At 44.6% G+C, this 25,303-nt stretch carries 21 protein-coding genes and 1 pseudogene; 12 read left to right on the top strand and 10 right to left on the bottom strand.

The genetic code is table 11. The features are described from left to right. Positions 1-46 precede the first annotated feature (46 nt). Genes K0I62_RS05100 through malQ form a run of 4 tightly spaced genes read right to left on the bottom strand, consistent with a single transcriptional unit; the run spans position 47 to position 9,181 of the window. Positions 47-2,551: a glycogen/starch/alpha-glucan phosphorylase gene (locus tag K0I62_RS05100; protein ID WP_220070423.1), complete on the bottom strand. Its 2,505-nt coding sequence runs from the start codon at positions 2,549-2,551 to the stop codon at positions 47-49. After that, positions 2,548-4,692 (bottom strand): glycogen debranching protein GlgX, encoded by a 2,145-nt coding sequence (gene glgX, locus K0I62_RS05095; protein ID WP_220070422.1) that lies wholly within the window; start codon positions 4,690-4,692, stop codon positions 2,548-2,550. The genes K0I62_RS05100 and glgX overlap by 4 nt, the downstream gene beginning before the upstream one ends. After that, a complete protein-coding gene (gene glgB / locus K0I62_RS05090) occupies positions 4,679-6,961 on the bottom strand; it encodes a 1,4-alpha-glucan branching protein GlgB (RefSeq protein WP_220070421.1) in 2,283 nt (760 codons plus the stop codon). The genes glgX and glgB overlap by 14 nt, the downstream gene beginning before the upstream one ends. Before the next feature lie 45 nt (positions 6,962-7,006). Beyond that, positions 7,007-9,181 (bottom strand): 4-alpha-glucanotransferase, encoded by a 2,175-nt coding sequence (gene malQ, locus K0I62_RS05085; protein ID WP_220070420.1) that lies wholly within the window; start codon positions 9,179-9,181, stop codon positions 7,007-7,009. A gap of 531 nt (positions 9,182-9,712) precedes the next feature. On the opposite strand from malQ, the gene yiaY reads away from it, so the two are divergent. The 4 genes from yiaY to K0I62_RS05065 all read left to right on the top strand — a co-directional run bounded on the left by yiaY (position 9,713) and on the right by K0I62_RS05065 (position 13,127). Further along, positions 9,713-10,861 carry an L-threonine dehydrogenase gene (gene yiaY / locus K0I62_RS05080; protein WP_220070419.1) on the top strand — a complete coding sequence of 383 codons (1,149 nt, stop codon included), beginning with the start codon at positions 9,713-9,715 and terminating at the stop codon, positions 10,859-10,861. An 839-nt stretch (positions 10,862-11,700) separates the two neighbouring features. Then, on the top strand, positions 11,701-11,913 hold the full coding sequence (cspE, locus tag K0I62_RS05075; RefSeq protein ID WP_220061580.1) for a transcription antiterminator/RNA stability regulator CspE: 213 nt from the start codon (positions 11,701-11,703) through the stop codon (positions 11,911-11,913). 424 nt (positions 11,914-12,337) lie between these two features. Continuing rightward, entirely contained in the window at positions 12,338-12,703 is a 366-nt protein-coding gene (locus tag K0I62_RS05070; protein ID WP_220070418.1) for a cytoplasmic protein, read from the top strand. 217 nt (positions 12,704-12,920) lie between these two features. Next, entirely contained in the window at positions 12,921-13,127 is a 207-nt protein-coding gene (locus K0I62_RS05065; protein WP_220070417.1) for a hypothetical protein, read from the top strand. A 69-nt stretch (positions 13,128-13,196) separates the two neighbouring features. Here the strand turns inward: K0I62_RS05065 and K0I62_RS05060 are convergent, their stop codons facing one another. Next, positions 13,197-13,565, bottom strand: a complete 369-nt coding sequence (locus K0I62_RS05060; protein WP_220061583.1) for an acyl-CoA thioesterase — start codon at positions 13,563-13,565, stop codon at positions 13,197-13,199. 280 nt (positions 13,566-13,845) lie between these two features. On the opposite strand from K0I62_RS05060, the gene K0I62_RS05055 reads away from it, so the two are divergent. From K0I62_RS05055 to K0I62_RS05045, 3 genes are all read left to right on the top strand, one after another. After that, the gene (locus K0I62_RS05055; RefSeq protein WP_220070416.1) at positions 13,846-15,342 is read left to right on the top strand and encodes an alkaline phosphatase; all 1,497 of its coding nucleotides are present in this window, start codon (positions 13,846-13,848) and stop codon (positions 15,340-15,342) included. Between the two features lie 15 nt (positions 15,343-15,357). Next, a complete protein-coding gene (locus K0I62_RS05050) occupies positions 15,358-17,001 on the top strand; it encodes an alkaline phosphatase family protein (RefSeq protein ID WP_220070415.1) in 1,644 nt (547 codons plus the stop codon). A 139-nt stretch (positions 17,002-17,140) separates the two neighbouring features. Then, on the top strand, positions 17,141-17,986 hold the full coding sequence (locus K0I62_RS05045; RefSeq protein WP_220070414.1) for a hypothetical protein: 846 nt from the start codon (positions 17,141-17,143) through the stop codon (positions 17,984-17,986). A gap of 86 nt (positions 17,987-18,072) precedes the next feature. Here K0I62_RS05045 and ltaE read toward each other — a convergent pair whose 3' ends face one another. Further along, entirely contained in the window at positions 18,073-19,080 is a 1,008-nt protein-coding gene (gene ltaE / locus K0I62_RS05040; protein WP_220070413.1) for a low-specificity L-threonine aldolase, read from the bottom strand. A 211-nt stretch (positions 19,081-19,291) separates the two neighbouring features. Here ltaE and K0I62_RS19215 point away from each other — a divergent pair. Continuing rightward, positions 19,292-19,531 (top strand): annotated as a pseudogene (locus K0I62_RS19215) (TRIC cation channel family protein); the annotation flags it as partial. Positions 19,532-19,667: 136 nt separating this feature from the next. On the opposite strand, the gene K0I62_RS05035 reads toward K0I62_RS19215, so the two are convergent. From K0I62_RS05035 to K0I62_RS05020, 4 genes are all read right to left on the bottom strand, one after another. Further along, positions 19,668-20,492, bottom strand: coding sequence for a mechanosensitive ion channel family protein (locus K0I62_RS05035; RefSeq protein WP_220070412.1), 825 nt, complete (start codon positions 20,490-20,492; stop codon positions 19,668-19,670). Positions 20,493-20,523: 31 nt separating this feature from the next. Further along, on the bottom strand, positions 20,524-21,087 hold the full coding sequence (locus K0I62_RS05030; protein WP_220070411.1) for an OmpA family protein: 564 nt from the start codon (positions 21,085-21,087) through the stop codon (positions 20,524-20,526). A gap of 830 nt (positions 21,088-21,917) precedes the next feature. Then, on the bottom strand, positions 21,918-22,370 hold the full coding sequence (locus tag K0I62_RS05025; RefSeq protein ID WP_220070410.1) for a DUF924 family protein: 453 nt from the start codon (positions 22,368-22,370) through the stop codon (positions 21,918-21,920). Positions 22,371-22,556: 186 nt separating this feature from the next. Beyond that, on the bottom strand, positions 22,557-23,117 hold the full coding sequence (locus K0I62_RS05020; protein ID WP_220070409.1) for a DUF4136 domain-containing protein: 561 nt from the start codon (positions 23,115-23,117) through the stop codon (positions 22,557-22,559). Positions 23,118-23,291: 174 nt separating this feature from the next. Here K0I62_RS05020 and K0I62_RS05015 point away from each other — a divergent pair, with 174 nt between their 5' ends. The 4 genes from K0I62_RS05015 to ruvX all read left to right on the top strand — a co-directional run bounded on the left by K0I62_RS05015 (position 23,292) and on the right by ruvX (position 25,176). Beyond that, entirely contained in the window at positions 23,292-23,606 is a 315-nt protein-coding gene (locus K0I62_RS05015) for a hypothetical protein (protein ID WP_220070408.1), read from the top strand. A 227-nt stretch (positions 23,607-23,833) separates the two neighbouring features. Next, entirely contained in the window at positions 23,834-24,163 is a 330-nt protein-coding gene (gene yciH, locus K0I62_RS05010; RefSeq protein WP_220071284.1) for a stress response translation initiation inhibitor YciH, read from the top strand. Positions 24,164-24,181: 18 nt separating this feature from the next. Continuing rightward, positions 24,182-24,739 carry a YqgE/AlgH family protein gene (locus tag K0I62_RS05005; RefSeq protein ID WP_220070407.1) on the top strand — a complete coding sequence of 186 codons (558 nt, stop codon included), beginning with the start codon at positions 24,182-24,184 and terminating at the stop codon, positions 24,737-24,739. 17 nt (positions 24,740-24,756) lie between these two features. Next, complete coding sequence (ruvX, locus tag K0I62_RS05000) at positions 24,757-25,176, top strand: Holliday junction resolvase RuvX (protein ID WP_220070406.1); 420 nt, start codon at positions 24,757-24,759, stop codon at positions 25,174-25,176. Positions 25,177-25,303 lie beyond the last annotated feature (127 nt).

Genomic DNA, 25,303 nt, shown 5'->3' with positions numbered 1-25,303 from the left:
CGCGTGATTAGCACCTGGCTTATGCCTGATATAATGCAAATTACTTTCATGGCTTTATCCCCCAAATTTCATCGCGATACTGCCCAATTGTGACATCGCTAGAAAAGCGGCCACTCGCCGCCGTGTTACGTATACTCATCTGTGTCCAATGATGTTGGTCTTGATAAGCCGTAGCAGCCTTTTGCTGTGCTTGTCGGTAAGATTCAAAATCGGCGGCGATCATCCATGGATCGGTAGGGCTACGAATGCTGCCGATAATAGGATTAAAGATCCCCGGCTCTAACAGACTAAAATGACCACTTTCAAGCAGCTCCATCACTTCAGTAAGCGCCGTCGATTGGTTAATAAAAACACTCGGATCATAATGAGGCTTCAGGGACTCTACCTCATCGGCATTAAGGCCAAACAGGAAGAAATTCTCTTGTCCCACCTCCTCTAACATCTCAATATTGGCGCCATCTAAGGTGCCAATGGTCAACGCGCCATTCATCATGAATTTCATGTTGCCAGTTCCAGAAGCCTCCTTTCCGGCAGTTGAGATCTGCTCGGAAAGGTCTGTACCTGGGCAGATACGCTCCATGGCACTGACGTTATAATTGGGCAAGAAGGCAAAACGAAGATAAGGTGCAACAACCGGATCTGAGTTAACCATGTGAGCGACATTATTAGCCAGTTTGATGAGTAACTTTGCCATGAAATAACCGGGGGCGGCCTTACCACCAATCAATACACATCTGGGCGTAATATCACTTAAGTTACCCTGCTGGATCTGATGATAGAGGTGGATCACATGCAAGATGTTTAATAGCTGACGCTTGTACTCATGAATGCGTTTCACCTGCACATCGAACATCATAGTAGGGTCAAAGTCCACATCACATTCTTGCTTAACGAGCTCGGCAAGATGGCATTTGTTATCAAACTTTACCTTGCGCCACGCTTTGAGCAAGCTTTCATCATCGGTAAAGGCATTGAGCGCATTAAGATGACTAAGATCGGTTATCCAAGCATCACCAAGACGTTTAGTCAGCAAATCTGCCAGAGCAGGATTACTCTGCGTCATCCATCGTCTTGGGGTAACCCCATTGGTTTTGTTATTAAACTTCTCAGGCCATAAGGCATAAAAATCTTTAAACAAACCAGAAGTCAGCAGACGTGTATGTAATCCTGCAACCCCGTTCACCGAGAAGCTCGCCACAATCGCAAGATACGCCATGCGCACATGGGGTTCGGCTCCCTCTTCGATAATAGACATAGCTCTGAGTTTGTCACCGTCGCCAGGCCAGTGATGGGCTACCACGTCGAGATAACGGGCATTTATCTCGTAAATAATATCCAATATTCGTGGCAACATATGTTCAAACATACGCACAGGCCAACGCTCCAAAGCCTCGGGAAGCAAGGTATGATTGGTATAAGCCATTGTCTGACTGGTGATCTCCCACGCCTTGTCCCAGCACAGTCCATACTTGTCCATTAATAAACGCATTAACTCTGGAATAGCGACGCTGGGATGAGTGTCGTTTAACTGCATCACATTGAGCCGAGCAAAATCGGTAAAATCCTCCCCGTGCTGACAAACCCAAGTATTAAGCAGATCTTGTAAACTGGCTGACGATAAGAAGTACTGCTGACGTAGACGCAGTTCCTTTCCATTCTCACTGGCATCATTTGGATAGAGCACCATAGTGATCTGTTCTGCCAGATTTTTACGCGCAACCGCTTCGGTATAATCCCCTTGGTTAAATTCTTCTAAATCAAAGTCATCTGTTGCTTCTGATTTCCAAAGTCTTAGGGTATTAATGCGGTCATTACGGTAACCGGGGACAGGCATATCATAGGCGACCGCGAGAACATCTTGAGTCTCGGCCCATACAAACTGACGTTTGCCGTTACGGTCGATATATGACTCGGTATGACCAAAGAAAGGCACCAGTACATTATGACTAGGTACACGAACCTCCCACGGGTTACCATCACGCAACCAACGATCGGGACACTCAACCTGATAGCCATCACATAGCTTTTGCGCAAACATGCCATACTCGTAACGGATCCCATAACCCGTCACATTTAAGTCGAGGCTGGCACAGCTATCGAGAAAACAGGCAGCAAGACGCCCCAAGCCGCCGTTTCCCAGTCCCGCATCATGTTCCTCCTGCTCAATCGACTCACGCTGCACCGCATAATCGCGCAATACCGCTTGGCTCTCCGCGCTCATATCTAAATTATTCAGTGCATTACTTAGGGCGCGTCCCATTAAAAACTCAAGTGACAAGTAAGCGACACGCTTTTTTCCCCCAGCTCTATCGCCCAATCGAGTCTCACGCCATTTTGGCAACATCTGATCTTTCACGCTTAAGGCAAAGGCGTAAAACAACTCTTGCTGATCACGCTCTTTAGGTGACAGACTCTTATCGAGATGGCGTTCGAAACAAGCGCCTAATGTTTCACAGGGATCGCAGATCACGCTTTTTACTGCCTTCTTAGCACGAGGAGTCTTTGTGGTTTTGGCCTTTTTGGTTGTCTCATCTTCTTTGCTCTGGCTCATTCATTTTCTCCTGTAAATTGGGCGTAATAGACCATTAAACTTCGATCTTGCAGCACTAAACTGGAACGCTCAGTAGGAGCGGTTCTGTGCTGGTTATGGGCAATCTCATGCTGGAAGGGAGGTTCATCTTGGGTGGTAAGTAAACACTGCCACTGGTCGATGCCACGAACATTTGGCAGCGTAAACTGATGAGACTGGTCATCGGCGTTTAACATCAATAACAAGGCTTGACGACAACCAGCTTGCGCCTCCAACTCACCGCTAATCACCACACTTAAGGTGCGAGTCTGTGCCTCACCCCAGTGTGCCTTAGTCATAGGTTCACCCTGACGGCAAAACCAATCCAATCCAGGCGAATTCTCATTAGCACTCTCATGGATATATTCACGATGACAGAGCAGCGGAAAGCGACGACGCATCTTAATTAATTTAGTCGTAAAATCGAGCAACGCATCACGGTTAATATCACTTTGCCAATTGATCCAGCTATTAGCGTTATCTTGACAATAAGCGTTATTGTTGCCCTTTTGACTATGACCAAACTCATCACCAGCGAGCAACATAGGGACGCCCTGAGAGAGGAAAAGTGTAGTCAACATGTTGCGGCATTGACGCGAACGCAGTGCTAACAGTTCCACATCATCGGTGGCACCTTCGATGCCATAATTGTCACTAAAATTCTCATTGTGACCGTCACGGTTTTGTTCGCCATTGGCTTGGTTATGTTTATGACGAAAACTGACTAAATCCATCAAAGTAAAACCATCATGGCTGGTAATAAAGTTGATGGTCGCCGTGGGTTTGCGCCCAGAATGTTCAAACAGATCGCTAGAACCATGAAAACGGCGAGCAAACTCAGGCAACATGCCAGCATCACCACGCCAAAATCGACGCACTGTGTCACGATACCTATCGTTCCATTCGCTCCAGCCCACTGGATATTGTCCCAGCTGATAACCACCGGGGCCAATATCCCAAGGCTCGGCAATCAAACGCACTTGGCTCAGCACAGGGTCTTGTTTTATTGCATCAAAAAAACCAGCGCCAGCATCGAACCCATGTTCTTCTCGTCCAAGGGTGGTTGCTAAATCGAAACGAAAGCCGTCCACGCCCATGACTTCAACCCAATAACGCAGAGAGTCCATCACCAGTTGCAATACGTTAGGGTGAGCAATATTAAAGGTGTTACCACAGCCCGTATCATTAATGTAGTAGCGAGGTTCGCTTGGATGCAGCCGGTAATAACTGGCGTTATCTATCCCTTTAAAGCTAAAAGTGGGACCGAGTCGGTTGCCCTCGGCGGTATGGTTGTATACCACATCGAGAATCACCTCTATCCCAGCGCTATGCATCTCGCTGACCATCAGGCGAAACTCTTCAATATTGTTTTGGCACAGATAGTCCTTATGAGGCGCAAAGAAACCGATAGTGTTGTAGCCCCAGTAATTGCTGAGCTGTTTTTCTTGTAAAAAGGCTTCACTGATAAATTGTTGTGACGGGAGTAACTCGACCGCTGTTATCCCTAATTGACTGAGATAGCTAATCACCGCAGGCGAAGCCAATCCCGCAAAAGTACCTCGTAATGCTTTATCCACTTCAGGGTGCAACCGAGTAAAACCTTTCACATGCGTCTCATAGATCACGCTACGCCTGAGTGAAAGCGAAACTTCCTCTTGATTATAAGGCTTCGCAAGAGGGACGATTGGTGTGAGGTTACGGGTATCAACCACCACGCATTTGGGCATCAAGGCGGCATTATCGAGTGAACAAAAACTGAGATCTTCATCTTTGTGGGCAAACTGATAACCGTAATGCAGCTTGTCATCGACAAATTCCCCCGCAAACTGTTTAGCATAGGGATCGAGTAGCAGTTTATTGACATTAAATCGATGACCTATCAACGGCTGATAAGGGCCATCAACCCGAAAACCATAACGCATACCAGCGCCGATCTCACTGATATGACCATGCCATATTTGCTGAGTTTGACGAGGTAAACTAAAACGGCCTATCTCAATATCGTCCTCATCAAACAGGCATAGATAAACGGCAGTAGCATTGGCAGAAAACAGAGCAAAGTTCACTCCAGCATCGTCGACGGTTGCCCCAAGTGGATAGGGTTTGCCACTACTTAACAACATGACTCACCTCATTTACGCCACCCTCAAGCAGATCATCAGGCGCAAGTACGATGCATGCCAGTGGTGGAACAGTGATACAAGCACTTTGCTCATACCCTTGATAGGCTATAGACTCACTTTCCACCAGCCCTTCATTACCCACATCGCTACCGCCATAATAGCTACTATCGCTATTTAGACACTCGCGATATCGCCCCGCTTGCGGCAATCCAATACGAAACTCACGGTAAACCTCAGGTGTCATATTAACGATAAACAGCAGCTGTTTGCCGTCACTTTGACGAATAAAACTCAATACGCTGGCGCTGGCATTGTCACAATCTAGCCAGCGAAATCCTTGCGGATCATGGTCGTCGCCATACAGCGCAACGCTTTGGCGATATAAACGGTTAAGATCGCTGACCCACTGTTGCACTCCCTGATGTGGCTCAAAAGCCAGTAAATGCCAATCTAAGCTTCGTTCATGGGACCACTCATCTCTCTGAGCGAAATCACTGCCCATAAATAGCAGTTTCTTACCTGGATGCCCCCACATAAACCCAAGATAGGCCCTTAAAGTGGCAAACTTTTGCCAATCATCACCGGGGATTTTATGCAGCAGCGAACCTTTACCATGCACCACCTCATCATGGCTTAACGACAAGATAAACTGCTCGGTGAAGCTATAGACTAAGCTAAAGGTCAGTTGATTATGATGATGGCTACGATAGAGTGGATCGCGACTGAGATAGGCTAAGCTGTCGTTCATCCAGCCCATATTCCATTTAAAGCCAAAACCCAAACCACCGTGCTCGACCGCTTTTGTTACTCCTGGCCAAGCGGTTGATTCTTCCGCTATCATCATGATCCCCGGAAAACACTGATAAAGTCGGGTATTAAGATCTTGTAAAAAAGTGATCGCTTCGAGATTTTCGCGACCACCATAAGCATTGGGTAACCATTGCCCTGGTTCTCGGCTGTAATCGAGATAGAGCATAGATGACACCGCATCTAAACGCAGGCCATCGAAGTGAAACTCATCGAGCCAGTAATGCGCATTACTTAACAGGTAGCTTTGCACCTCTGCGCGGCCATAGTTATAGATCAAGGTATCCCAATCAGGGTGCTCACCTTGACGGGGATCTTGATGTTCATAAAGGCAGCTACCATCGAAACGTGTTAATCCGTGGGGATCTTTTGGGAAGTGGGCTGCAACCCAGTCAAGCAACACCCCTATCCCCGCTTGATGACAGGCATCAATAAAGGCTTTTAACTCATGGGGCTGACCGAATCTGTGGGTTGGCGCATAGATCCCAACAGGCTGATATCCCCAAGAACCGTCGAAAGGAAACTCGCTGATAGGCATTAGCTGTATATGGGTATAACCCTGTTTAAGCACATATGGGATCAGCTGCTCGGCAAGCTCTTTATAGCTAAGATACACCTCGCCATGTTCACCTTTGCGACGCCAAGAGCCTATATGCACTTCATAGATAGAAACTGGGGCTTTATGCCATTCAGTATTCGCACGGGTCTCAAGCCATGACAAGTCTCGCCAAGCATAATCAAGCTTTGGCGGGACTATCGATGCGTTCCCAGGGGCTGCTTGCATCGATTTACCATAAGGATCTGATTTTAAAAATAGCTCTCCGTCGGCGGATTCAATCTCATACTTATAATGACTAAGAGCATCAATTTGTGGCACAAAGAGCTCCCACAAACCATTGGCGATATGCGAGCGCATCACATGGCGTCTACCATCCCAATGGTTCGCATCATTAACCACAGAAACTCGTTTTGCATTAGGTGCCCAGACACAAAATAGCACACCAGGCACGCCGTCAACGGTTCGCCAATTGGCTCCCATAAAACGATAAGCTTGTTGCTGGCGTCCCTCACCAAATAGATATAGGTCATCGGCACTTAATTGCGAGTGAAACTGATAAGGGTCAACAATCTCCTCGACACTCAGTGGATAATGCACTCGTAAACGGTACGCAAAAGGTTTCACTCGACGACCAGCAAGCCCGGCAAACACACCTTGATCATCTAATAAGTCTAACTCGCTCACTTTGCGTCCATCACTGGCACTAAGTAGTTCCACCCGCAGCGCACCAGGCAAAAAAGCCCGCACCACAAGCCGCTGAACTTCAGGACCATCTTGCCCCTTTTTTGCAGGTGGTACCATAATGGTGTGCATTCCTAGCAAGGCAAAGATGTCGGTGTAGTTTGCATCAATCAAGGCTGCTATCGCAGCTGGTTCAATCAGTACCCTTGTCTTGTTATTCATCTTTTGGTGTCCCTATCGGTAAATCGAATATCGTTCAGAACAAGGCTAATCAGCAACTTCTAATGTGGCGATATCTGCGCTTCTTATCTGCTGAATATCCTCTATTAATTTGTTGACTGATGGCGTTTGTTGCAACACCTCTAAGGTATAAGGTATGCGGCGCTGCCAATTAGCGTACTCGCGCCATGTTCCCGGAATGTTGACGCTATAGTGCTCAGAAAATAGATCCATCAACTGCACACTAAATAGAGCCGATTGGCTCTGAGCTGCCGATTTAATCCAAGCCTCCAATACCCACAGGTAATCGCTACTGAAGTCGCCATCGAATCCAACGGTTTGATTGAGCATTACGAGCAACTTTTGGCGCTCAGCATCTCGTGCCTCAATAGCTTGTTTTAGCTGCTCGTCACTATCGATAAGTCCTAGCTGACGCATTAAATGCAGATCGCTCTTTGACCACCACGCCGCTAACGGTGGCACATCATGGTTAGCTAACATCATTAGACTGTGGGGTTTATGTAGGTTTGGCGCTTTAAAGCCCTGAGCATCTTTACAAAAATAAAAAAGCTCATTTGAATAGATCCCAGATTCGCTCAGCTGCGCATTAATCTCTGGCGGCACTATGCCTAAATCCTCACCAATTACGGCGCATTGCGCTTTGATACTCTCTGTTCGAATGATTGCCATTAGCTCATCTAGGGGGTAGTAGACATAACAGCCCCCTGCTTGCTCGGTGTTCATCGGCCACCACCACAAGCGAAGCATAGCCATCACGTGATCGACCCTTAACGCCCCGTAGTAACGCATGTTGGCACGCACAAGCTGAGTAAAATAATTAAAGCCATCTTGCCTCATCGCGATTGGGTCGAGTGGGGTTAGTCCCCAATTTTGTCCCTTACTGGAAAAATCATCTGGTGGTGCGCCAATACTCGCTCGCTGACAAAAGAGAGTGCCATCGTGCTTTACCTCTACGCCATCACCACGCACCCCAACCGCTAAATCACCGATTAGGCCCACACTCATTCCGGCGTCTTTGGCCTGACGCTGACACGCTAACAACTGCTGATGTGCGACAAATTGTAAATATTGATGTAATAGAGGTTCACGGAGTAAACTTTGTTGTTGAGATTCGTCAAATCCATCAGCTTCATGCTGACAAAAGGCAACTAACGCTTGCCCCTCGCCATCAACAAACTGCTTAAAATCATTAAAACGATCATCTTGTTTGAGGTAATGCTCTTGGTAAAACACCTGATACAGACGAGTAAATATTTGATATTTGAACGTGCTTAAAGCTCCATAATCAAGCCAATCTCCCTCATTGAGCTGGCAGCGAACATCATGTTGACTTGCTAACCACTCTTCAATGCTTAGCGCCTCATTCACAGTGTCAATATCTATATATAAAGGGTTTATCCTGCGTCGATCGCTTGGGCTATATGGGCTAATATGTTCGTCATCGGCCCCCTTCAAACCCAATGCATGTAAAGGATTAAGCTGAATAAAGTCACAACCAAACTGGCTAAGCCAACCCACCAAACGCGAAAGGTCGCCAAAATCACCAATCCCCCACTGAGCATCGCTGCGTAAACTATATAACTGAACACTCACCCCCCATGGTTTATGGGAGTCAATCGTCGTTAACTGAAATGCTCTACTCGGCGAAAATAAAATAGTGCCAGATACCTGTTGATATTCGCCACTTTCCCGGTTAGTAAGCCGTAACTTTAGGGTGTGATACCCCATATCGGGGTGAGCGGTGTCATTTAGATAATCACTTAAATGCATATCAAAGCGATAAAAAGTTGTCCCTGCCCAGTAATAATCTCCTGTTCTAATCAATGCTTCGCGATTGATAGGCCACTGATACTGCTCCCCTGATTCGGTGATTAACTCGAGCGTTAACAAGCGCTCATCTCCCTGCGGGAAAAAGAGAGTAATACAAGGCTCCTTTAGATTAGTATGCTGAAAAATGGGTAATGCTCTTTGCCATGGCTTTGCATCGAGCTGCTCAATTCTTGCCTCGATAGCCTTAGCATTCCTGTCAACAAAATCTTCTGGGGTGGTTTGGGTTAGATCAAATAACGGCTGTTTTAGTTGACCTAACATACACCCAAGGATCTGCACACGATCAGCAGACGACTGCACAGTTAACTCACCACTATAATTAATGAAGCTTGCACCCACACCTTGTAAATAAAGTAATTTATCCAAGCTCATCGCCCATTCCCTTGCATCTAAATCAAACAGCCACATTGAATTGAGCAGTTACCATGCCAAAGCAAGATAACAACTTGAAGACAGAGATATTTCAAGCTGATGACAAATATAAAACACTTAAAATCAACAGCTTATTAACTTTCGATTAGAGGCGAATGTAAGAAAACACCTTAGTGCTTGCGCGACGAGTGACCATAATCCGCACTATTATTGTGCAAGGCAACGATAACAATGCGACTAATTGGTGAGAAAAAAGCCGCCAACTTAGACGTTGTAATGGGTCCACATTAGTACAATTTCATCTGGTCAATGATTTATAGCTGAGAAGAAAAAACAAGTCACATATCAATAGGTATACACAACTATTGTCATAAATTTACATTTTTAGTTGTATAGATCCAACTTCTTATCACCTCTTTGTCTAAAGTAGGCATTTTTACGAGTCAGATCACACTTTCCCCAATGCGGGGTTGGTACTTTAGTTACCAGAAAATATACCTATTTTTAATATTTAAGCGTAAAGGTGATTTTATGGCTGCTAAATTTTTTATCCCCGCTGTCAATGTGTTAGGACAAAATGCTGTTGATGATGCCATTGGCGACATTAAAACTCTCGGCTTTCAGCGTGCACTGATCGTTACTGATAAACCTTTGGTTGAAATTGGCTTAGTCGGGCAAATTGTAGAGAAGCTTGGCGCTGCAGGCATCACCTCTACCGTATTCGACGGTGTACAACCCAACCCAACCGTTGGCAACGTAGAAGCAGGGCTTGAACTACTAAAAGCCAATGACTGTGATTTTGTGATTTCACTCGGTGGTGGCTCTCCACATGATTGTGCAAAAGGCATCGCTTTAGTTGCGACCAATGGCGGTAGCATCAAAGATTATGAAGGCTTAGATATGTCAGCTAAGCCTCAACTACCACTAGTTGCGATTAATACTACAGCAGGTACAGCCAGTGAGATGACACGCTTCTGCATCATTACAGATGAAGCACGTCACATCAAAATGGCTATCGTTGATAAGCATACAACCCCTCTTTTATCAGTCAATGATCCAGAGTTGATGCTACTAAAACCAGCAGGTCTTACCGCAGCAACAGGAATGGACGCGTTAACTCATGCCGTTGAAGCCTATGTATCAATTGCCGCGAACCCAATTACTGATGCTTGTGCAATCAAAGCAATCGAGCTCATTCAAGGAAATCTTGTCGAAGCGGTTGATAATGGTCAAAACATCGAAGCACGTGAACAGATGGCTTATGCTCAGTTCCTTGCTGGCATGGCATTTAACAACGCGAGTCTAGGTTATGTGCATGCAATGGCACATCAACTTGGCGGTTTCTACGACCTGCCTCATGGTGTATGTAATGCGCTATTATTGCCACATGTTCAAGCTTATAACGCTCAGGTTGCCGCTCCTCGACTAAAAGATATAGCCAAAGCAATGGGGGTTGATGTCGCAGATATGAGTGATGAACAAGGCGCACAGGCTGCAATCGATGCGATTAAAGCCTTATCTGTGGCGGTTAAGATCCCTGAAAACTTAACCAAGCTTGGCGTAAAAGCAGAAGATATCCCTACACTTGCAGACAACGCGCTAAAGGATGCTTGTGGTGTTACTAACCCGAAACAAGCTACTCACGAAGAGATCTGTCAGATCTTTACTAACGCCTTGTAAGATAAGCTTAAGCTGCTAGCTTAGCTGAAAGTGAATAAGTTAGTCACTCTGTAATAAGTACTGCGATAAAGACCTAATTAGCTAGCTAAGTAGGTCTTTTTATTCCTTGCGAATAAAAATAGCCGTATTAATATTCTTTGTTCGTCACACTTATCGGCTAGAACGCCCAGTTATATCTGTTATAAAATAGTGTCAGCTCGCTTTTTCCCTGCAAAGATTCAGCTAGCTAAAAGGCCCGTTACTCATACTATGACAACGGGCCTTTTTCTTTATGGAAAACGACGATAAACAGCGCGAATACCAATCAGTATAAAGATGTGATCGCTCAGCGACGATTTAGCACCAAAGGTTAACGCTTATGAGGCTAGACCTTTAATTGCTCCGTGGTCACAGCTTTATGGGCGACCCTAGCTCCTATATCCATATCGTCGTGCATTAAAGACGTTCACAACATCCGCCCCCTAGAGATGGAGGGGCACTGACACAGCGTTACCAGATGCTAAACAAATAAACACAAACAGGAACCAAACATAATACATTGATAAGTATGATGTTATTATAAAACCCATACTAAAGATTACTATTTCGTAAAAATAAATCGTGTATTGTTCGGAAAAATAAATAGTGTATTGTCACCAAACTGTGTTAACCTGACGCCGCTCTGTTGTTCAGAGTTATTAATGATAAAGAATAAAGTAAAAGTAAAACCCTTAGTCAAATATGTACCATTTTTTGTCCTCAGTGTTTCCCTTAGCTTCTCGTAATACTTTAATAATTCAGCTACTCAGCACATCGCAATGTCGCGATAATTTTTTATGAATTTAAATAAGGGACACAACATGTCTAATTCAACTACTGGTATCGTCAAATGGTTTAACGAAGAGAAAGGTTTCGGCTTCATCTCTCAAGAAAATGGCGGTGCTGACGTATTCGTTCATTTCCGTGCTATCGCGTCTGACGGTTTCAAAACCTTAGCTGAAGGCCAAAAAGTATCTTTCGAAGTTGAGCAAGGTCAAAAAGGTTTACAAGCTGCGAACGTAGTTCCTGCTTAAGCCTTAATTGCTTAACTTAAAAAAGGCGACCTAGGTCGCCTTTTTCGTATCTGCGGTCAGGCCCTAGAATCCGTTGACCTGATTTTATACCGCCCTCCCCAAAGTACAGCCATCTCATCTAAACCCTTATCTCTTTCAGAATAGTAATACCAATTAGTATCCCCACTCGCATTTAGCTCGTGTGCCCCTTCGATTAGCTGTTGCTTTATTAAGCGGTGATAATGCAATTAACTAAAGACTATAAAAAATGAGACATTGCACATGGTTATCACTCTTTAACTCATGCTACAAAAGATCTAGAGCAACCGATAAATCTGGCCAACAGTATCGATTTTCAGTGAGAAGATAAATGGATATAAGTTGACCGAAAAGAAATGCGGTGCCTATGATGGCACTGACATCCATAATTAAAGGTAGGTAATTTATGACAGCAATTTCTCATGTCTACAACTATACAGTTCGATGCCCACACATTAAGGATCCCGCTCATCCCACCACATGGCAAAACCATGTCGAATTTAACGAGTCATGCGAAATTGGTTTAAATCGTATTACTAAATGGCACGACCGTTCTGGCCACCGTATTTTTGAACAAGATGGATTTGTCGTCAGAGAAGCCGATGGTGAAAGCTCATACTTTTCAATGCAAAGTGGCAGACTCAATGGCAACGGCAACATTTTAGTGACCTTTAAGATCTATATGGATGATTCGACCAAAGATACTTCTGTACAAGAGATAATGGAACACCTTATCAAAGACTATCAACAGAGATTATCTAAACTGGATTAACAACGCGGTTCGCCCCTCATTTCAAACAGACTACCTCCAACCGCGGAGGTAGTCTGTTTTTAGGCTTGGGATAGTTTCAGCTGTTTGTGGTCTTCCTATAACAACGCTATTTTACATAACGCCATTCTGTGCAGCGCTATGCGCGATTGAACGCTTTACTCTCCTCAATTAAAAGCTAGAATGGTGCCACAATCTACTCACTGGCTTTCACTCCCATATGAAATCACTAATCATCGCTATCCTCGTCTGTATTCTAATATCAGGCTGTGCTGAACTCAAAAATACAGGTAAAGCTATTGGTGAGACGACCAAAGAGGTCACGACAGAGATTGGACACGCTACCCGAGATACCACAAAAGCAATTGGCCATGCCTCTCGCGATGCAGTCCAGTCAGTAAAAGAAGATTTAAGTAAAAAGGATTAAGTCACTTCACAATTACTGACCACTAAGTTTTAAAACGCTTGAAAATTCAAGCGCTCGTTAGATTTACATTTAAGCGGCATTAGCACGCATACCATGAGGTTTAGGCAAGCCATTCTCATCGACGTTAACAAAAATCATCTTGTCGATACTGACCACTGGTAATAGCGACATCTTATTGCGAACCTCACAACGAACCGTAATTGAGCTGACTCCTGCGCTAATCAGCTCTAAGCCAAACTCGATAACATCGCCCTGCCTCGCTGGCGTCATAAAGTTAATTTCGGAAATGATCTTAGTCACAATGCTTTGACTGCGCATCTGACATGCTGCAAAGATCGCCGCCTCTTCATCTATCCAGCTTAATAGTTGTCCACCAAACAGCGCATTGGCTGGGTTAAGATGCTCAGGTTTAATAAAACGTCGACTGTAATACTTCATGATTTGCCTCCTGCTAGATACTCATAAAGTAGTATCAAAATCTAAGCCAATATTAAAAATCCAATAAAATCAACACACTTTCAAGAAGAGTTGTATGGAGTTAGCACCTAAACGGTGCTTAGCTGCACCAATTTTAATCATTAACAAAACACCTATTTTCGCCTTATTAACACAACTGAAATCCAACTGACCCATTTCTGTCATATCAATAGCAGACAATCAGGCCGCTTTATCTCAATTGAAAACTAATTTTCAACCCTACATACGGATGATGAAAGTGATGATGATAAAAAGATTAGCTGCATTAATTTCTTGCAGCCTAGTATCGATGGCAGCCAACAGCGCCGCTCTACCAAGTGTTCAATCGGATAGCCCTTGGTTTAAAGACAGCGCGCAGCTGGTAACAGAGAAAGCCAACTTAGAAACTAAAACTAAGGCTAAAAATGTCATTTTGTTTGTTGGTGACGGTATGGGTATTTCAACCCTTACTGCAGCGCGGATTTATCAAGGACAACAGCAAAATGGTAACCAAGGTGGTGAAGAGAACTTCCTAAGTTTTGAAAAGTTTAATCACACTGCCTTAGTTAAAACCTACAACACCAACCAACAAACGCCAGACAGTGCCGGCACCATGACGGCTATCGCTACAGGCGTAAAATCTAAGGCTGGGGTGATTTCGGTTTCTGATTCAGTATTGCGTGGAAACTGCTTGTCATCAAAGGGAAATGAGTTAGTCACCTTAGTCGACCTTGCTAATGCTAAGGGTCTATCTACAGGGGTAGTCAGTACCGCTCGAATTACTCACGCTACGCCTGCAGCTACCTATGCCCACAGCCCAGAACGTAACTGGGAAGCCGATAGCAATCTCACAGCAGAAGCTATTGCCAATGAATGTAAAGATATCGCCTACCAAATGGTGATGCGCGATAAAGACAATGCGCTTAGCGTTGCCTTAGGTGGTGGTCGCCGCGCATTTATTCCTAACACTGTGACTGACGGCGAAAATAAGTCTGGTAGTCGTAAAGACGGTATGGACTTAACACAAGCGTGGATGGATAACTTCGACAACGCTGCATACGTGTGGAATAAAGATGAGTTTGACGCCATTGATGTTGCAACCACTGACCACCTATTAGGCTTGTTTAACTCGTCGCACATGGAGTATGAAGCCGACCGCGCCAATGATGTTGGCGGTGAGCCCTCACTTACCGAAATGACGGCAAAGTCTATCGAACTACTGAAAAAGAACGACAATGGTTACCTACTGATCGTCGAATCGGGTCGTATCGACCACGCACATCATGCGGGCAATGCCAAACGCGCCTTGATAGATGCTGCAGAGCTATCTAATGCGGTAAAAGCCGCTTATGAAAATACCGATCCAGATGAAACCTTAATTCTAGTGACTGCCGATCACAGCCATGTATTTACCATTGCAGGGTATCCAAAACGTGGCAATCCGATCTTAGGTTTGGTACATGGCGTCGATGGCAGTGTATCAACCGCAATGGATGGCAAGCCCTACACCACGCTCGGTTACACCAATGGTCCTGGCGCCGTGGTTGGCGTTCGAGATGATTTAACCTCGGTTGACACACAAGACACCGACTTTATGCAACAGTCTCTTATCCCGATGGGAAGCGAAACTCATGCAGGTGAAGATATCAGCCTACATGCAACGGGTCCAGGTTCGAACTTGGTTCAAGGCGTCATTGAACAGAATGTCATTTTCCACATTATCAACCAAGCTCAGTCGCTTGGCGGTACTAAGTATTAATTGGGAGCAAAAACGATGAATAAGAAACTACTTGTACTGTCTTTAGCAGCCATTCTAGGTTTAGCTGCATGTGGTAGCGATGGTGACAACGGCGCAGATGGTTCTGCAGGAACGCCTGGCACTCCAGGTTCAAATGGCTCGAACGGTCAAGACGGCAAAGATTGGAGCGCAGTAAACCAATGGTATCTTGATGGCCAAAACCGAGTCACCAAAGCCGAAGGCATTGCACCAAATAATCAAGCGGGCGCAGCTAAAAACATCATCCTGTTCGTTGGTGATGGCATGGGTGTATCAACCATTACTGCGGCGCGGATCTTAGATGGTCAGCTAAAAGGTCACACTGGCGAAGAGAACTCGCTCTCGTTTGAAACCCTGCCTCATCTTGGTCTAGCTAAAACCTATAACGTCGATGGTCAAACACCGGACTCAGCGGGCACCATGACAGCAATGGCTACAGGTGTTAAGACCGATGTCGGCGTTATCTCTCAGGCCGAAGGTGTGACTCGTGGTAACTGCGCGTCAACCTCAGGGCAAAACTTAGTCACATCACTTGAATTAGCAGCCATGGCAGGCCTTTCAACCGGTGTGGTATCGACAGCACGTATTACCCATGCAACCCCAGCAGCAACCTATGCTCATGTACCTGAACGTGATTGGGAAGCTGACAGTAACCTGCCAGCAGAAGCGGTAACTAATGGCTGTAAAGATATCGCAGCACAGCTACTGGACTTCAACCAAGGTAAAGGAATTAACGTAGTGATGGGCGGTGGACGCCGCGCATTTATTCCTAACACCACAGTCGATCCAGAGGGTAAATCGGGTAAGCGTAAAGATGGCCGCGACTTAACTGCCGAGTGGTTAGCACAATATCCTAACGCTACTTATGTGACAGACCGTGACAGCTTCCTAGCACTGGACACTGCAAATACCGACCATGCACTGGGCCTGTTTAACTCGTCACACATGGAATACGATTATGACCGCGTAGAAACAGGTGTTGAAGGTGAACCTTCTCTTGCCGAGATGACGGCAAAAAGTATCGATATTTTGCGCAAAAACAACAAAGGTTTTGTACTGATTGTTGAAGCAGGTCGTATCGACCACGCCCACCACGCAGGCAACGCAGCCCGTGCATTGCACGACACGATTGCGCTATCGGAAGCGGTTCGTGTTGCGATGGAGAAAACCTCTGCAAGCGATACATTACTGATGGTTACGGCGGATCACAGCCACGTATTTACCATTGCAGGTTATCCAACCCGCGGTAACCCTATCCTAGGGTTAGTTAAAAGTAACGATTCGAACGGAGTTCCTTCGGTAACGAACTCTACAGACGCTAATGGCCTGCCCTATACCACAGTTGGCTACGCTAACGGTTTAGGTTTTGCGTCATTAGCAACTGGTGGTGATGAGCGTTATAACTATGCAGCCATGGCAGGACGCGTTGACCTTAACTACACAGATACCCAAAGTGCAGGCTTCCACCAAGAAGCACTCGTGCCACTAGGAAGTGAGACTCATGCAGGGGAAGATGTCGCAATTTTCGCACGCGGACCGGGTGCAAGCCTGATTGAAGGTACCGTCGAGCAAAATCATATCTTCCATGTGATGAACTATGCGGGTGACCTAGTAAATAAAGCAAACGCAGCAGCGCAATAATCTGCCGTAAGCTGTAACAGCAATAACAGTAGCCTAGCCGTTCGGGAACCCGACAGATATAACCGTTCAGTTTCCACTATCGCTAGGCTGCTATTTTCTAACAAAATAATAAATCACTGATTAGGCCAAGGAGTCTTAGATGTCTTGCCATTCACAACAATTCGCAAAGCCTACACATTCATCAATAGTAACACCCTTAACCAAATTAATGCCTCTGCTTTGCGCTGCACTTCTAATAAGTAATGTTGCCCACGCGGGACAACAGCCAACTATCCAATCAGGCGGCGCGGCGATCTCAAGTGCTCTATGTCATGAAACGGTCAACGCCAACCAATATCAAGCAAGCTATGAAATTACTTCGACAGATAAACACTCTCTTGAGCAAAAGAGTCTTGAGCTAACCGTGACCCGATTCAATGACAATATCATTTACAAACATAATGATATAAGTTTCGAAGCGTGGAATAAAAATGGCGAGTATGTACGCTATTTTCCAAAAGAAAAGCGTTCTATTAGCTATCGCCGTGGCGATCTTCTCTCACTCAATATCAGTCCAGATCTAGATAGACAATTTCATCTTATCTCACAACATGGTTTATCTCAGCTCACCAAAATCAACAGCGATGACCTGAGCGCCAACAAAGACCAATGCTATAACCAGCAGCATTATAGCAACAATGACACCAGCCACCCTGTCACCGTCACTTGGCTACCAGAAATGTCATTGCCAAAATCGTTTACGGTTAATAACGGCCAACAAACCATACGCTATCAACTGACTGAACTGAAGGCGGTGAGTCACGACGCCTTCAAGCAACTAATCACAGGGTATCAAGACTTGGATTTTGCCGATGTTGGCGATAGCGAATCCGATCCTTTCATCGCCAAAATGATCACTCAAGGGTTTATCCAGCATGGTGGTTCAGGCTTTTATTCATCCGATGGGCAAATGATCGATGCTGGACACGGTGGGCACCAACATTAGTACCAATCAGTATTAAATATCAATTAAAAAGTCATCCGAAATAGGATGGCTTTTTAGTTAATGTTACTCCAAATTTTTAATCGAATTTATAGCAGCGTTTTTAACACCTTAATAAAGGTGTTTATATCTTCTCGGCTAATATCAGCATGGGTCACTAAGCGGATGGTAGCACTTGGGCTAATAAGTATGCCGTTATGCTTCAACCCTGCTGCGAGCCTGGTAATATCAAGCTGGTCAGCAACTTTGGCAAACAACATATTAGTTTGCACTTGTGTCATATCAACCTCAAACTCATCTAAAGCATTAAGCTGCTCGGCAAGATACTGGGCGTTTTCATGATCTATGGCTAGACGCGCCACTTGCTCATCTAACGCGATTTCAGCTGCGGCGGCTAAGATCCCAGCTTGGCGCATACCACCACCAAGCATTTTACGCCAACGACGGGCTTTTTGAATAAAGCGCTCATCACCTAATAGTAATGACCCTACTGGCGCACATAACCCTTTAGATAAACAGATAGAAACCGAGTCAAAATATTGGGTAATATCACCGATATCTAACTGTTGTGCGACGGCGGCATTGGCAATACGCGCACCATCAAGGTGGATTTTAAGGCGGCGATTAAACGCTAATGCTTGGGCATCTGCCAAGTATTGTTGCGATAACACCTTGCCCCCGATGGTATTTTCCAAACTCAATAAGCGCGTTTTAGCAAAGTGAATATCATCTGGCTTGATTGCGGCTTCGATATCGCTAAGCAATATAGAACCATCGGCCTGATTGACTAATGGCTGTGGCTGTATGCTACCGAGAACGGCTGCACCACCAGCTTCGAATTTATAGTTATGAGCCTGCTGACCGCAGATATACTCATCGCCTCTATCACAATGTGACATGAGGGCAAGTAAATTAGCCTGAGTGCCCGATGAGGTAAATAAGGCACTATCAAAGCCAAATCGCTCGGCCGCCATCGACTCTAAACGATTCACGGTCGGATCATCTCCATACACATCATCGCCCACTTCAGCGTTAGCCATCGCCTGACGCATTTTAGCTGTCGGTTGAGTTACTGTGTCACTGCGAAAATCTATCATTTATTCCCTATCCTAACGCTAGTTAACCCACATGGTTTTGGCATATTACTCTGACAAAAAACACCTCGCTAGCACCTTAGATCATTTTTATCGAAATAACCCAGACGCCCAGCCCAATTTAGCCTGAACTAAGGCCAAATAAATATATCGTGATCAACATCAAGGTGAATTTATCTCCTTGCTTTGGCTCATTGGCATCATAGCCGAAACGATGACTGGTATACTTTGTGCTGGCCGAAAACAGATGGCTCTCTTTAGGGAGTTATCATTAGCTGTGCCACCACTATTGGTGGCGACACATTATGGGATATCTTACAGGGCAATTTCCCCCTCGATTTGGGGCTAAAATGGCATTACTTAAGCGATTGCATTTGCGTCCTTGCTTAGCGTGAGCATAGCCCCTGTGATGCGCTACTTGTCTTCACTGTTTTTAGCCATTGACGGATTGGGGCATGTCCAAGTTTGTTATCAGCACAATCAAGATGGTGAAGTTCACCAACCGCAGTTGGAGTTTGGAAACAGATTATTAACGAAAAGGTCGGCATTTGCCGACCTATATTATTCAAAAACAACGCGCTTAAAACCGACTAAGCAGCTGGCGTTTCTTTGACATAAATATCCATCTGTGGATATGGAATACCAATATTGGCTTCGTCCAATGCGAGCTTAATCTGTTCAAGGATCTCAAAACGTGCTGGCCAGTAATCGGCACCTTTAACCCATGGACGAACCACAAAGTTAATTGAAGAGTCCGCCAATTCGACTAGTGCAACGGTATAAGCAGGATCTTTTAGCACGTGGCTATTATTATCGAGCACTTGCTTAAGTACGTTCTTGGTCTCTTGTAGATTTGCATCATATGACACACCAATCACAAGATCGATACGACGAGTCTCCATCGCTGAATAGTTGACGATGGTGCCATTCATTACGGCTGAGTTAGGGGCAACAATCACCTTGTTATCTGGCGTACGCAATTTAGTCGAAAAGATAGTGATCTCATCGACTGTACCCGCAGTGCCAGCAGCTTCGATGTAATCACCAACGCGACAAGGACGGAACATCACCATCAATACGCCAGAAGCGAAATTGGATAACGACCCTTGTAGCGCCAAACCAACAGCTAAGCCAGCGGCACCGATAACCGCGACCAGTGATGCTGTTTGAACGCCAATTTGTCCTAGAGTAGCAATGATCGTAAACACAAACACTACGGCCCACGCCATATTTGCCACAAACGACACGACGGTTTTATCAACTTTTCGCTTAGTCAGCAATTTTGAAGTTAAGTTTTTAGCAACTGTCGCAAAATATTTACCGACGACAAAAATAACTAACGCCATAATAACCTGTAGACCGTAAGTCACGATCAGTCCTGGCGCTTGCTCAATATAACTATCCAGATTTTCCATGTAACGCTCCCTTATAAAATGGACTCACTTTCTAGTGAGACTCAACAATAAACTCTACTCTTCGATTAAGTGCCCGACCCGCCTCAGTTTGATTGTCGGCTATTGGCTGGGTACTTCCTTGCCCAATAACATTAAATCGCTGAGGACTAAACTGATAATCCTCAACTAATATTTGCACTACATTTACAGCTCTGTCATAGGACAAGGTTTGATTAAACCCGGCTTCCCCGATGTTGTCGGTATGCCCAACAACGCAAAATTTAGCTGGGTATTTATTTAGAAACGATTTTAACTCGGCTAAATATCGCCACTGTGAATAATCGACTAGTGCGCTAGCAAAATCAAAATTAATCACTATTGGTGTTACCTTTTGGCATTGTGAGGGATAAGTTTCACCGCTGGTCGTCGGTAAACATAACGACGCGATGATCTGCCTTTCACAGCCGCGAGCATCGACACTTACTCCCATAAGAGTCTTGGGGCAAGCATCCTTATTATCTGGCACACCATCTTTATCAATATCATTCCAAGACAACGCATTCGAACTCATTGTTAACGAAATGCTCAAAAGAATGATATTAATCAATGCTTTCATTAATGTCTTCCTAAAAGTCCACAAGCTGTTGCTTTCCTTTAGAGCCTCAAAGACATGAAAAATATCAAATATTAACCATAAAATAAGGCCTTTATTTTATATCCTTCTGCACTAATCTCCAATAAAGGAATAAACAACTACGAAAATAAATTTAATAAGCGTGAAAATAACGACCAAAAACGAACACCCCTAGGAGATGTTATTTTGGCTAGTAATGCCCAATCCTCTTATACAACTTAGATCTGCTCCAATCAAAAAGCCAATTGAAAGCGATGTCATAGAAAAAAGAACACTAAAAACAGCGCCTCAAGTATAAACGCAGCCAATAAATCTATCGAAAAACCATGACACCATAAGCACGCTAATCCAGCCTCCAGTCCGAGACCATGGATGAGCCGCAGTTTTTTAAGCGTTCAATTCGATTGTGGTCAAACCGATCATCGCACCGAAGATAGCGACCACTGAAGTTATCAACTCGAGCATTATACCGATATTGGTATACCGACGATGACTACCTATTACTAGTGTTAGCCAAAACAGGAGTGGTTGGGCACTAATGCCTGAACACTTAGCATTAGATGAGATAGACAGCAGTTATGTCACATTCCAATGGCTTTCGAACAATTTAGTTGGGTTGCTAATGTGGTTGTGGTTGTGGTTGTGGTTGTGGTTGTGGTTGTGGTTGTGGTTGTGGTTCAGCATCACGGTGTTAATGACAAACCACATAATACATTGATATTTTTTTTAAAAAAATATGAGTCAAACTGGAACCCGCGAGATGTGAGCTAACAGATATAGGTTATCTTATCTGTTAGCCTATTGGGCTGTATCTAATGTGTGGTAATAGAAGCCTGTTGATACCAATGATACCAATCGGGTTTGGTTGCTGTAGGTAATTGAGATTGCATCCCTTGCAGCAACCGGATCAGAAGCGCCCGATCATCTGTTTTGGTGGAGTAAAACAGCGGATCATAGAAACAGCGACGCTGAAGAGGCTCCAGCTGAGTATCGAAGCCTTTATCTACACCTGATACGCACAACTCCCGCGCTTTATTTTGCAGATTCAAAGCCGATTCATCTTCGAGAAGATGTGCGACAGGTCCCATCAATAAAATCAGCGCCAGCCTACCTGGTGGATTTTTTTGCCATGCGTCTAACTCTCCGCTTTTAGCCCCACTTAATAACTGCTGCCAATTATCCAAGGTGTCATTACTGAGTTCATTAACTTCAACACCCGTTCCTTTCTCATAATGGTTAAACCACTGCTGTAAAAACTGCTCCACACTGCCTCCATAACCTATCTAGCTAGTCGTCGAAGAATAGCATTAGGTTAAGGATTAAATATCTAGGACTTTGGTCTAGGACGCGCTGATTTATTACAACGTCTTCGACGTGAATAAGGGTTTCAAAAACAAAATAGAGACAACAAAAAAGCGACTCTTAGTCGCTTTTTTAGATGAAGTATTTAATTACTTAGCTTCTGGCTTTGGTGGATATTGTTGCATCACTTCTGCTATAGCTTGATTCACGACTTCGATACGTTCTTCAGGCGTATTCTTATCACGGATAGTATCAGCGACCGAACCACGCCAAATTAACTGACCTGTCTCACGATTAACGATATCGACAACTAATGTACCGACCTCGTACTCACGCACAGTTGTCTGAGTATGCATACTGCCGCCCCACGCCCAACCAGGACCATAGTATGGGTTATATCCAAAATTAGTGTTAAAAGTATCTACATTAATTTTCTTATCAACCTTTGTGAAATAGTTAACTAATGCATCGGCTTTATCAGCATCACTCTTGACGATACCTTTGAGTTGCAACTGGGAGTCAACAGCACTTCTGACTCTTTGGTCCATCAAGCCATCTAAATGGTAAGTCTTATCATCGTTCTTCTGAACGACCCAAGCATAACTTTTTATCTCGTTAAAATTTATATTGGGATCATAATCAGAACTCGACTTCATAGTGCTACACGCAGACATAGCGAGCGCAGCTGCTAAAACGATTACTTTTTTCATAAATACTCCAGCGTAAAAAGGCTAAATTTCGACCGACGATATATAGATTTAAGCTTACAGAGCATATTTGTTATCTACAACTCTATTTTCATTAAAAAACTTGGTTGTTCAGCTTGACTTAAGCTAACATCTAAATGATAATGATTATCAATTAGATTGTGGGAGGGTTTCAAAATGACATGGTTTATCAGTGCATTCATCATCGCAAGCGCCATTTTTATGTTTGCCCCTAAATCATTGGCTACCTCCAATACCAATATGGCAAACCAACCGAAAGGACAAGGTATTCTTTTGCTGCTGCCACTACTGGCATTTATCTTAATTCTCATAAGTATCCTGATAGGTAATGCCTCTACCCAAGCGGTTGTCGCCATCAGCTTTGCACTCACAGGCTGTTCGGTTGCCGTTTCTCAGCTGCATCGCTTCATATTACCTTGCGCCGGGCTTACTGCTATTTCACTTATCGCCATGTTAATACAGGCAATATAACCGATTAACCGACAGATGCTGTTCACACATAAGTTTGCTCACACATTGCACTAACTTGTTAGTTGCCTTCGGATGCTAACGGCAATATATCTCCCTGCAAATTGGTATTTTGCCCGATCCCTGACCACATCATGTGGTCTTTTTTTTGGGCGACTACCTGTTAGCGCTCCCACAACATAGTTCAATTTGGTAAACTCTAGCCATACTCCACAGCAAGTAAATTAATGATGAGAATCGATCCCAATATCACCTTAGTCTATAGCACCGATGGTGGAAAAATAACTGAGAAAGCTGAGCCACAAGCGATACCTGAAGGCGATGGTATCGTCCGCATACACAAAGATAGCAAAGGTCGTAAAGGTAAAGGCGTGTCTGTCATTAAAGGCCTTGGGCTTAATGATAAAGAGCTAAAAGCCCTCGCCCAGAAACTCAAGAAACAATGTGGATGTGGTGGTACAGTAAAAGAGTTCAATATCGAAGTTCAAACCGACAATCGCGAACTCTTAAAGACCCTACTTGAAAAACTCAATTATCAAGTAAAATTGGCCGGAGGCTAAAGCCCCGTGGAGTGCCAGATGGACAGCTTACAAAACCATTTACTAATAGCCATGCCGTCACTGCATGATACCTTTTTTGAGCGTTCCGTTATCTATCTATGTGAGCACAATGAACATGGCGCAATGGGCGTTATGATAAACCGTCCTATTGGCGTCGATGTCAATGAACTGCTCAAACAGATGCAACTTGATGATTTTCACACCATAGAAGATATCAACAGCCAAGTACTCTTAGGTGGGCCAGTCGCTCAAGAAAAAGGCTTTGTATTGCACACTCCACAGCCTCAATGGAGCAGTAGCCAGCAGATCAGTGATGAACTCATGTTAACCACCTCAAGAGACGTACTCACCTCTTTAGGCAGCAGCGATGCGCCAAAACATTTTATCGTCGCACTCGGATACGCAGGCTGGGGACGTCACCAATTGGAACAAGAATTAGGCGAGAACACTTGGTTATCGATCCCTGTTGATCTCGATATTTTATTCAACACCCCACACGATGAACGCTGGATAAAAGCAACCCAATCTCTTGGTTTTGATATCGGTCAATTATCGAGCCAAACAGGCCACGCCTAATCTCAACAGGAATAAAAATGAGTTCATTAAGTGTATTAGGGTTTGACTTCGGTACTAAAAGTATTGGGGTCGCCGTCGGTCAACAAATCACAGCAAGTGCTACGCCCTTAGCATCTATTAAAGCCAATGACGGCATTCCTAAATGGGAAGAAATTGGCTCACTTATCGAAGAATGGAAGCCTGACTTAATCGTTGTTGGACTGCCGTTAAATATGGATGGCACCGAACAAGAGATGACCCAAAGAGCACGAAAATTCGCCAACAGAATTTCAGGTCGCTTTGGGGTTAAAACCGCAACTCAAGATGAACGCCTAACCACGGCAGACGCCAAGGCAAGACTGTTTGAAATGGGTGGGTTTAAGGCTCTAACGAAGGGCCAAGTCGATTCAATGTCCGCAGTGTTGATTATCGAAAGTTATTTCGAAAACCTGTATTAACATCAATTAATACCAATCAGTATAAAAACGTGATCTACTCAACATGTTTTTTGGCAACTCATTACAAGGCGAATGGATGATGGGATGGCTGCTCCCTTGTAAGGTCATTCAACGCAGAAGTAGGAAG

This window comes from Shewanella psychrotolerans (assembly GCF_019457595.1).
Taxonomy (GTDB): domain Bacteria; phylum Pseudomonadota; class Gammaproteobacteria; order Enterobacterales; family Shewanellaceae; genus Shewanella; species Shewanella psychrotolerans.
The sequence above is the reverse complement of the archived record's forward strand: the minus strand, read 5'-3'. Positions and strand labels throughout refer to the sequence as shown.

Excerpts from the sequence above, each read along its gene's own strand:
- K0I62_RS05100 (WP_220070423.1), bottom strand. The coding sequence starts at position 2,551 with ATGAGCCAGAGCAAAGAAGATGAGACAACCAAAAAGGCCAAAACCACA.
- glgX (WP_220070422.1), bottom strand. The coding sequence starts at position 4,692 with ATGTTGTTAAGTAGTGGCAAACCCTATCCACTTGGGGCAACCGTCGAC.
- glgB (WP_220070421.1), bottom strand. The coding sequence starts at position 6,961 with ATGAATAACAAGACAAGGGTACTGATTGAACCAGCTGCGATAGCAGCC.
- malQ (WP_220070420.1), bottom strand. The coding sequence starts at position 9,181 with ATGAGCTTGGATAAATTACTTTATTTACAAGGTGTGGGTGCAAGCTTC.
- yiaY (WP_220070419.1), top strand. The coding sequence starts at position 9,713 with ATGGCTGCTAAATTTTTTATCCCCGCTGTCAATGTGTTAGGACAAAAT.
- cspE (WP_220061580.1), top strand. The coding sequence starts at position 11,701 with ATGTCTAATTCAACTACTGGTATCGTCAAATGGTTTAACGAAGAGAAA.
- K0I62_RS05070 (WP_220070418.1), top strand. The coding sequence starts at position 12,338 with ATGACAGCAATTTCTCATGTCTACAACTATACAGTTCGATGCCCACAC.
- K0I62_RS05065 (WP_220070417.1), top strand. The coding sequence starts at position 12,921 with ATGAAATCACTAATCATCGCTATCCTCGTCTGTATTCTAATATCAGGC.
- K0I62_RS05060 (WP_220061583.1), bottom strand. The coding sequence starts at position 13,565 with ATGAAGTATTACAGTCGACGTTTTATTAAACCTGAGCATCTTAACCCA.
- K0I62_RS05055 (WP_220070416.1), top strand. The coding sequence starts at position 13,846 with ATGATGATAAAAAGATTAGCTGCATTAATTTCTTGCAGCCTAGTATCG.
- K0I62_RS05050 (WP_220070415.1), top strand. The coding sequence starts at position 15,358 with ATGAATAAGAAACTACTTGTACTGTCTTTAGCAGCCATTCTAGGTTTA.
- K0I62_RS05045 (WP_220070414.1), top strand. The coding sequence starts at position 17,141 with ATGTCTTGCCATTCACAACAATTCGCAAAGCCTACACATTCATCAATA.
- ltaE (WP_220070413.1), bottom strand. The coding sequence starts at position 19,080 with ATGATAGATTTTCGCAGTGACACAGTAACTCAACCGACAGCTAAAATG.
- K0I62_RS05035 (WP_220070412.1), bottom strand. The coding sequence starts at position 20,492 with ATGGAAAATCTGGATAGTTATATTGAGCAAGCGCCAGGACTGATCGTG.
- K0I62_RS05030 (WP_220070411.1), bottom strand. The coding sequence starts at position 21,087 with ATGAAAGCATTGATTAATATCATTCTTTTGAGCATTTCGTTAACAATG.
- K0I62_RS05020 (WP_220070409.1), bottom strand. The coding sequence starts at position 23,117 with ATGAAAAAAGTAATCGTTTTAGCAGCTGCGCTCGCTATGTCTGCGTGT.
- K0I62_RS05015 (WP_220070408.1), top strand. The coding sequence starts at position 23,292 with ATGACATGGTTTATCAGTGCATTCATCATCGCAAGCGCCATTTTTATG.
- yciH (WP_220071284.1), top strand. The coding sequence starts at position 23,834 with ATGAGAATCGATCCCAATATCACCTTAGTCTATAGCACCGATGGTGGA.
- K0I62_RS05005 (WP_220070407.1), top strand. The coding sequence starts at position 24,182 with ATGGACAGCTTACAAAACCATTTACTAATAGCCATGCCGTCACTGCAT.
- ruvX (WP_220070406.1), top strand. The coding sequence starts at position 24,757 with ATGAGTTCATTAAGTGTATTAGGGTTTGACTTCGGTACTAAAAGTATT.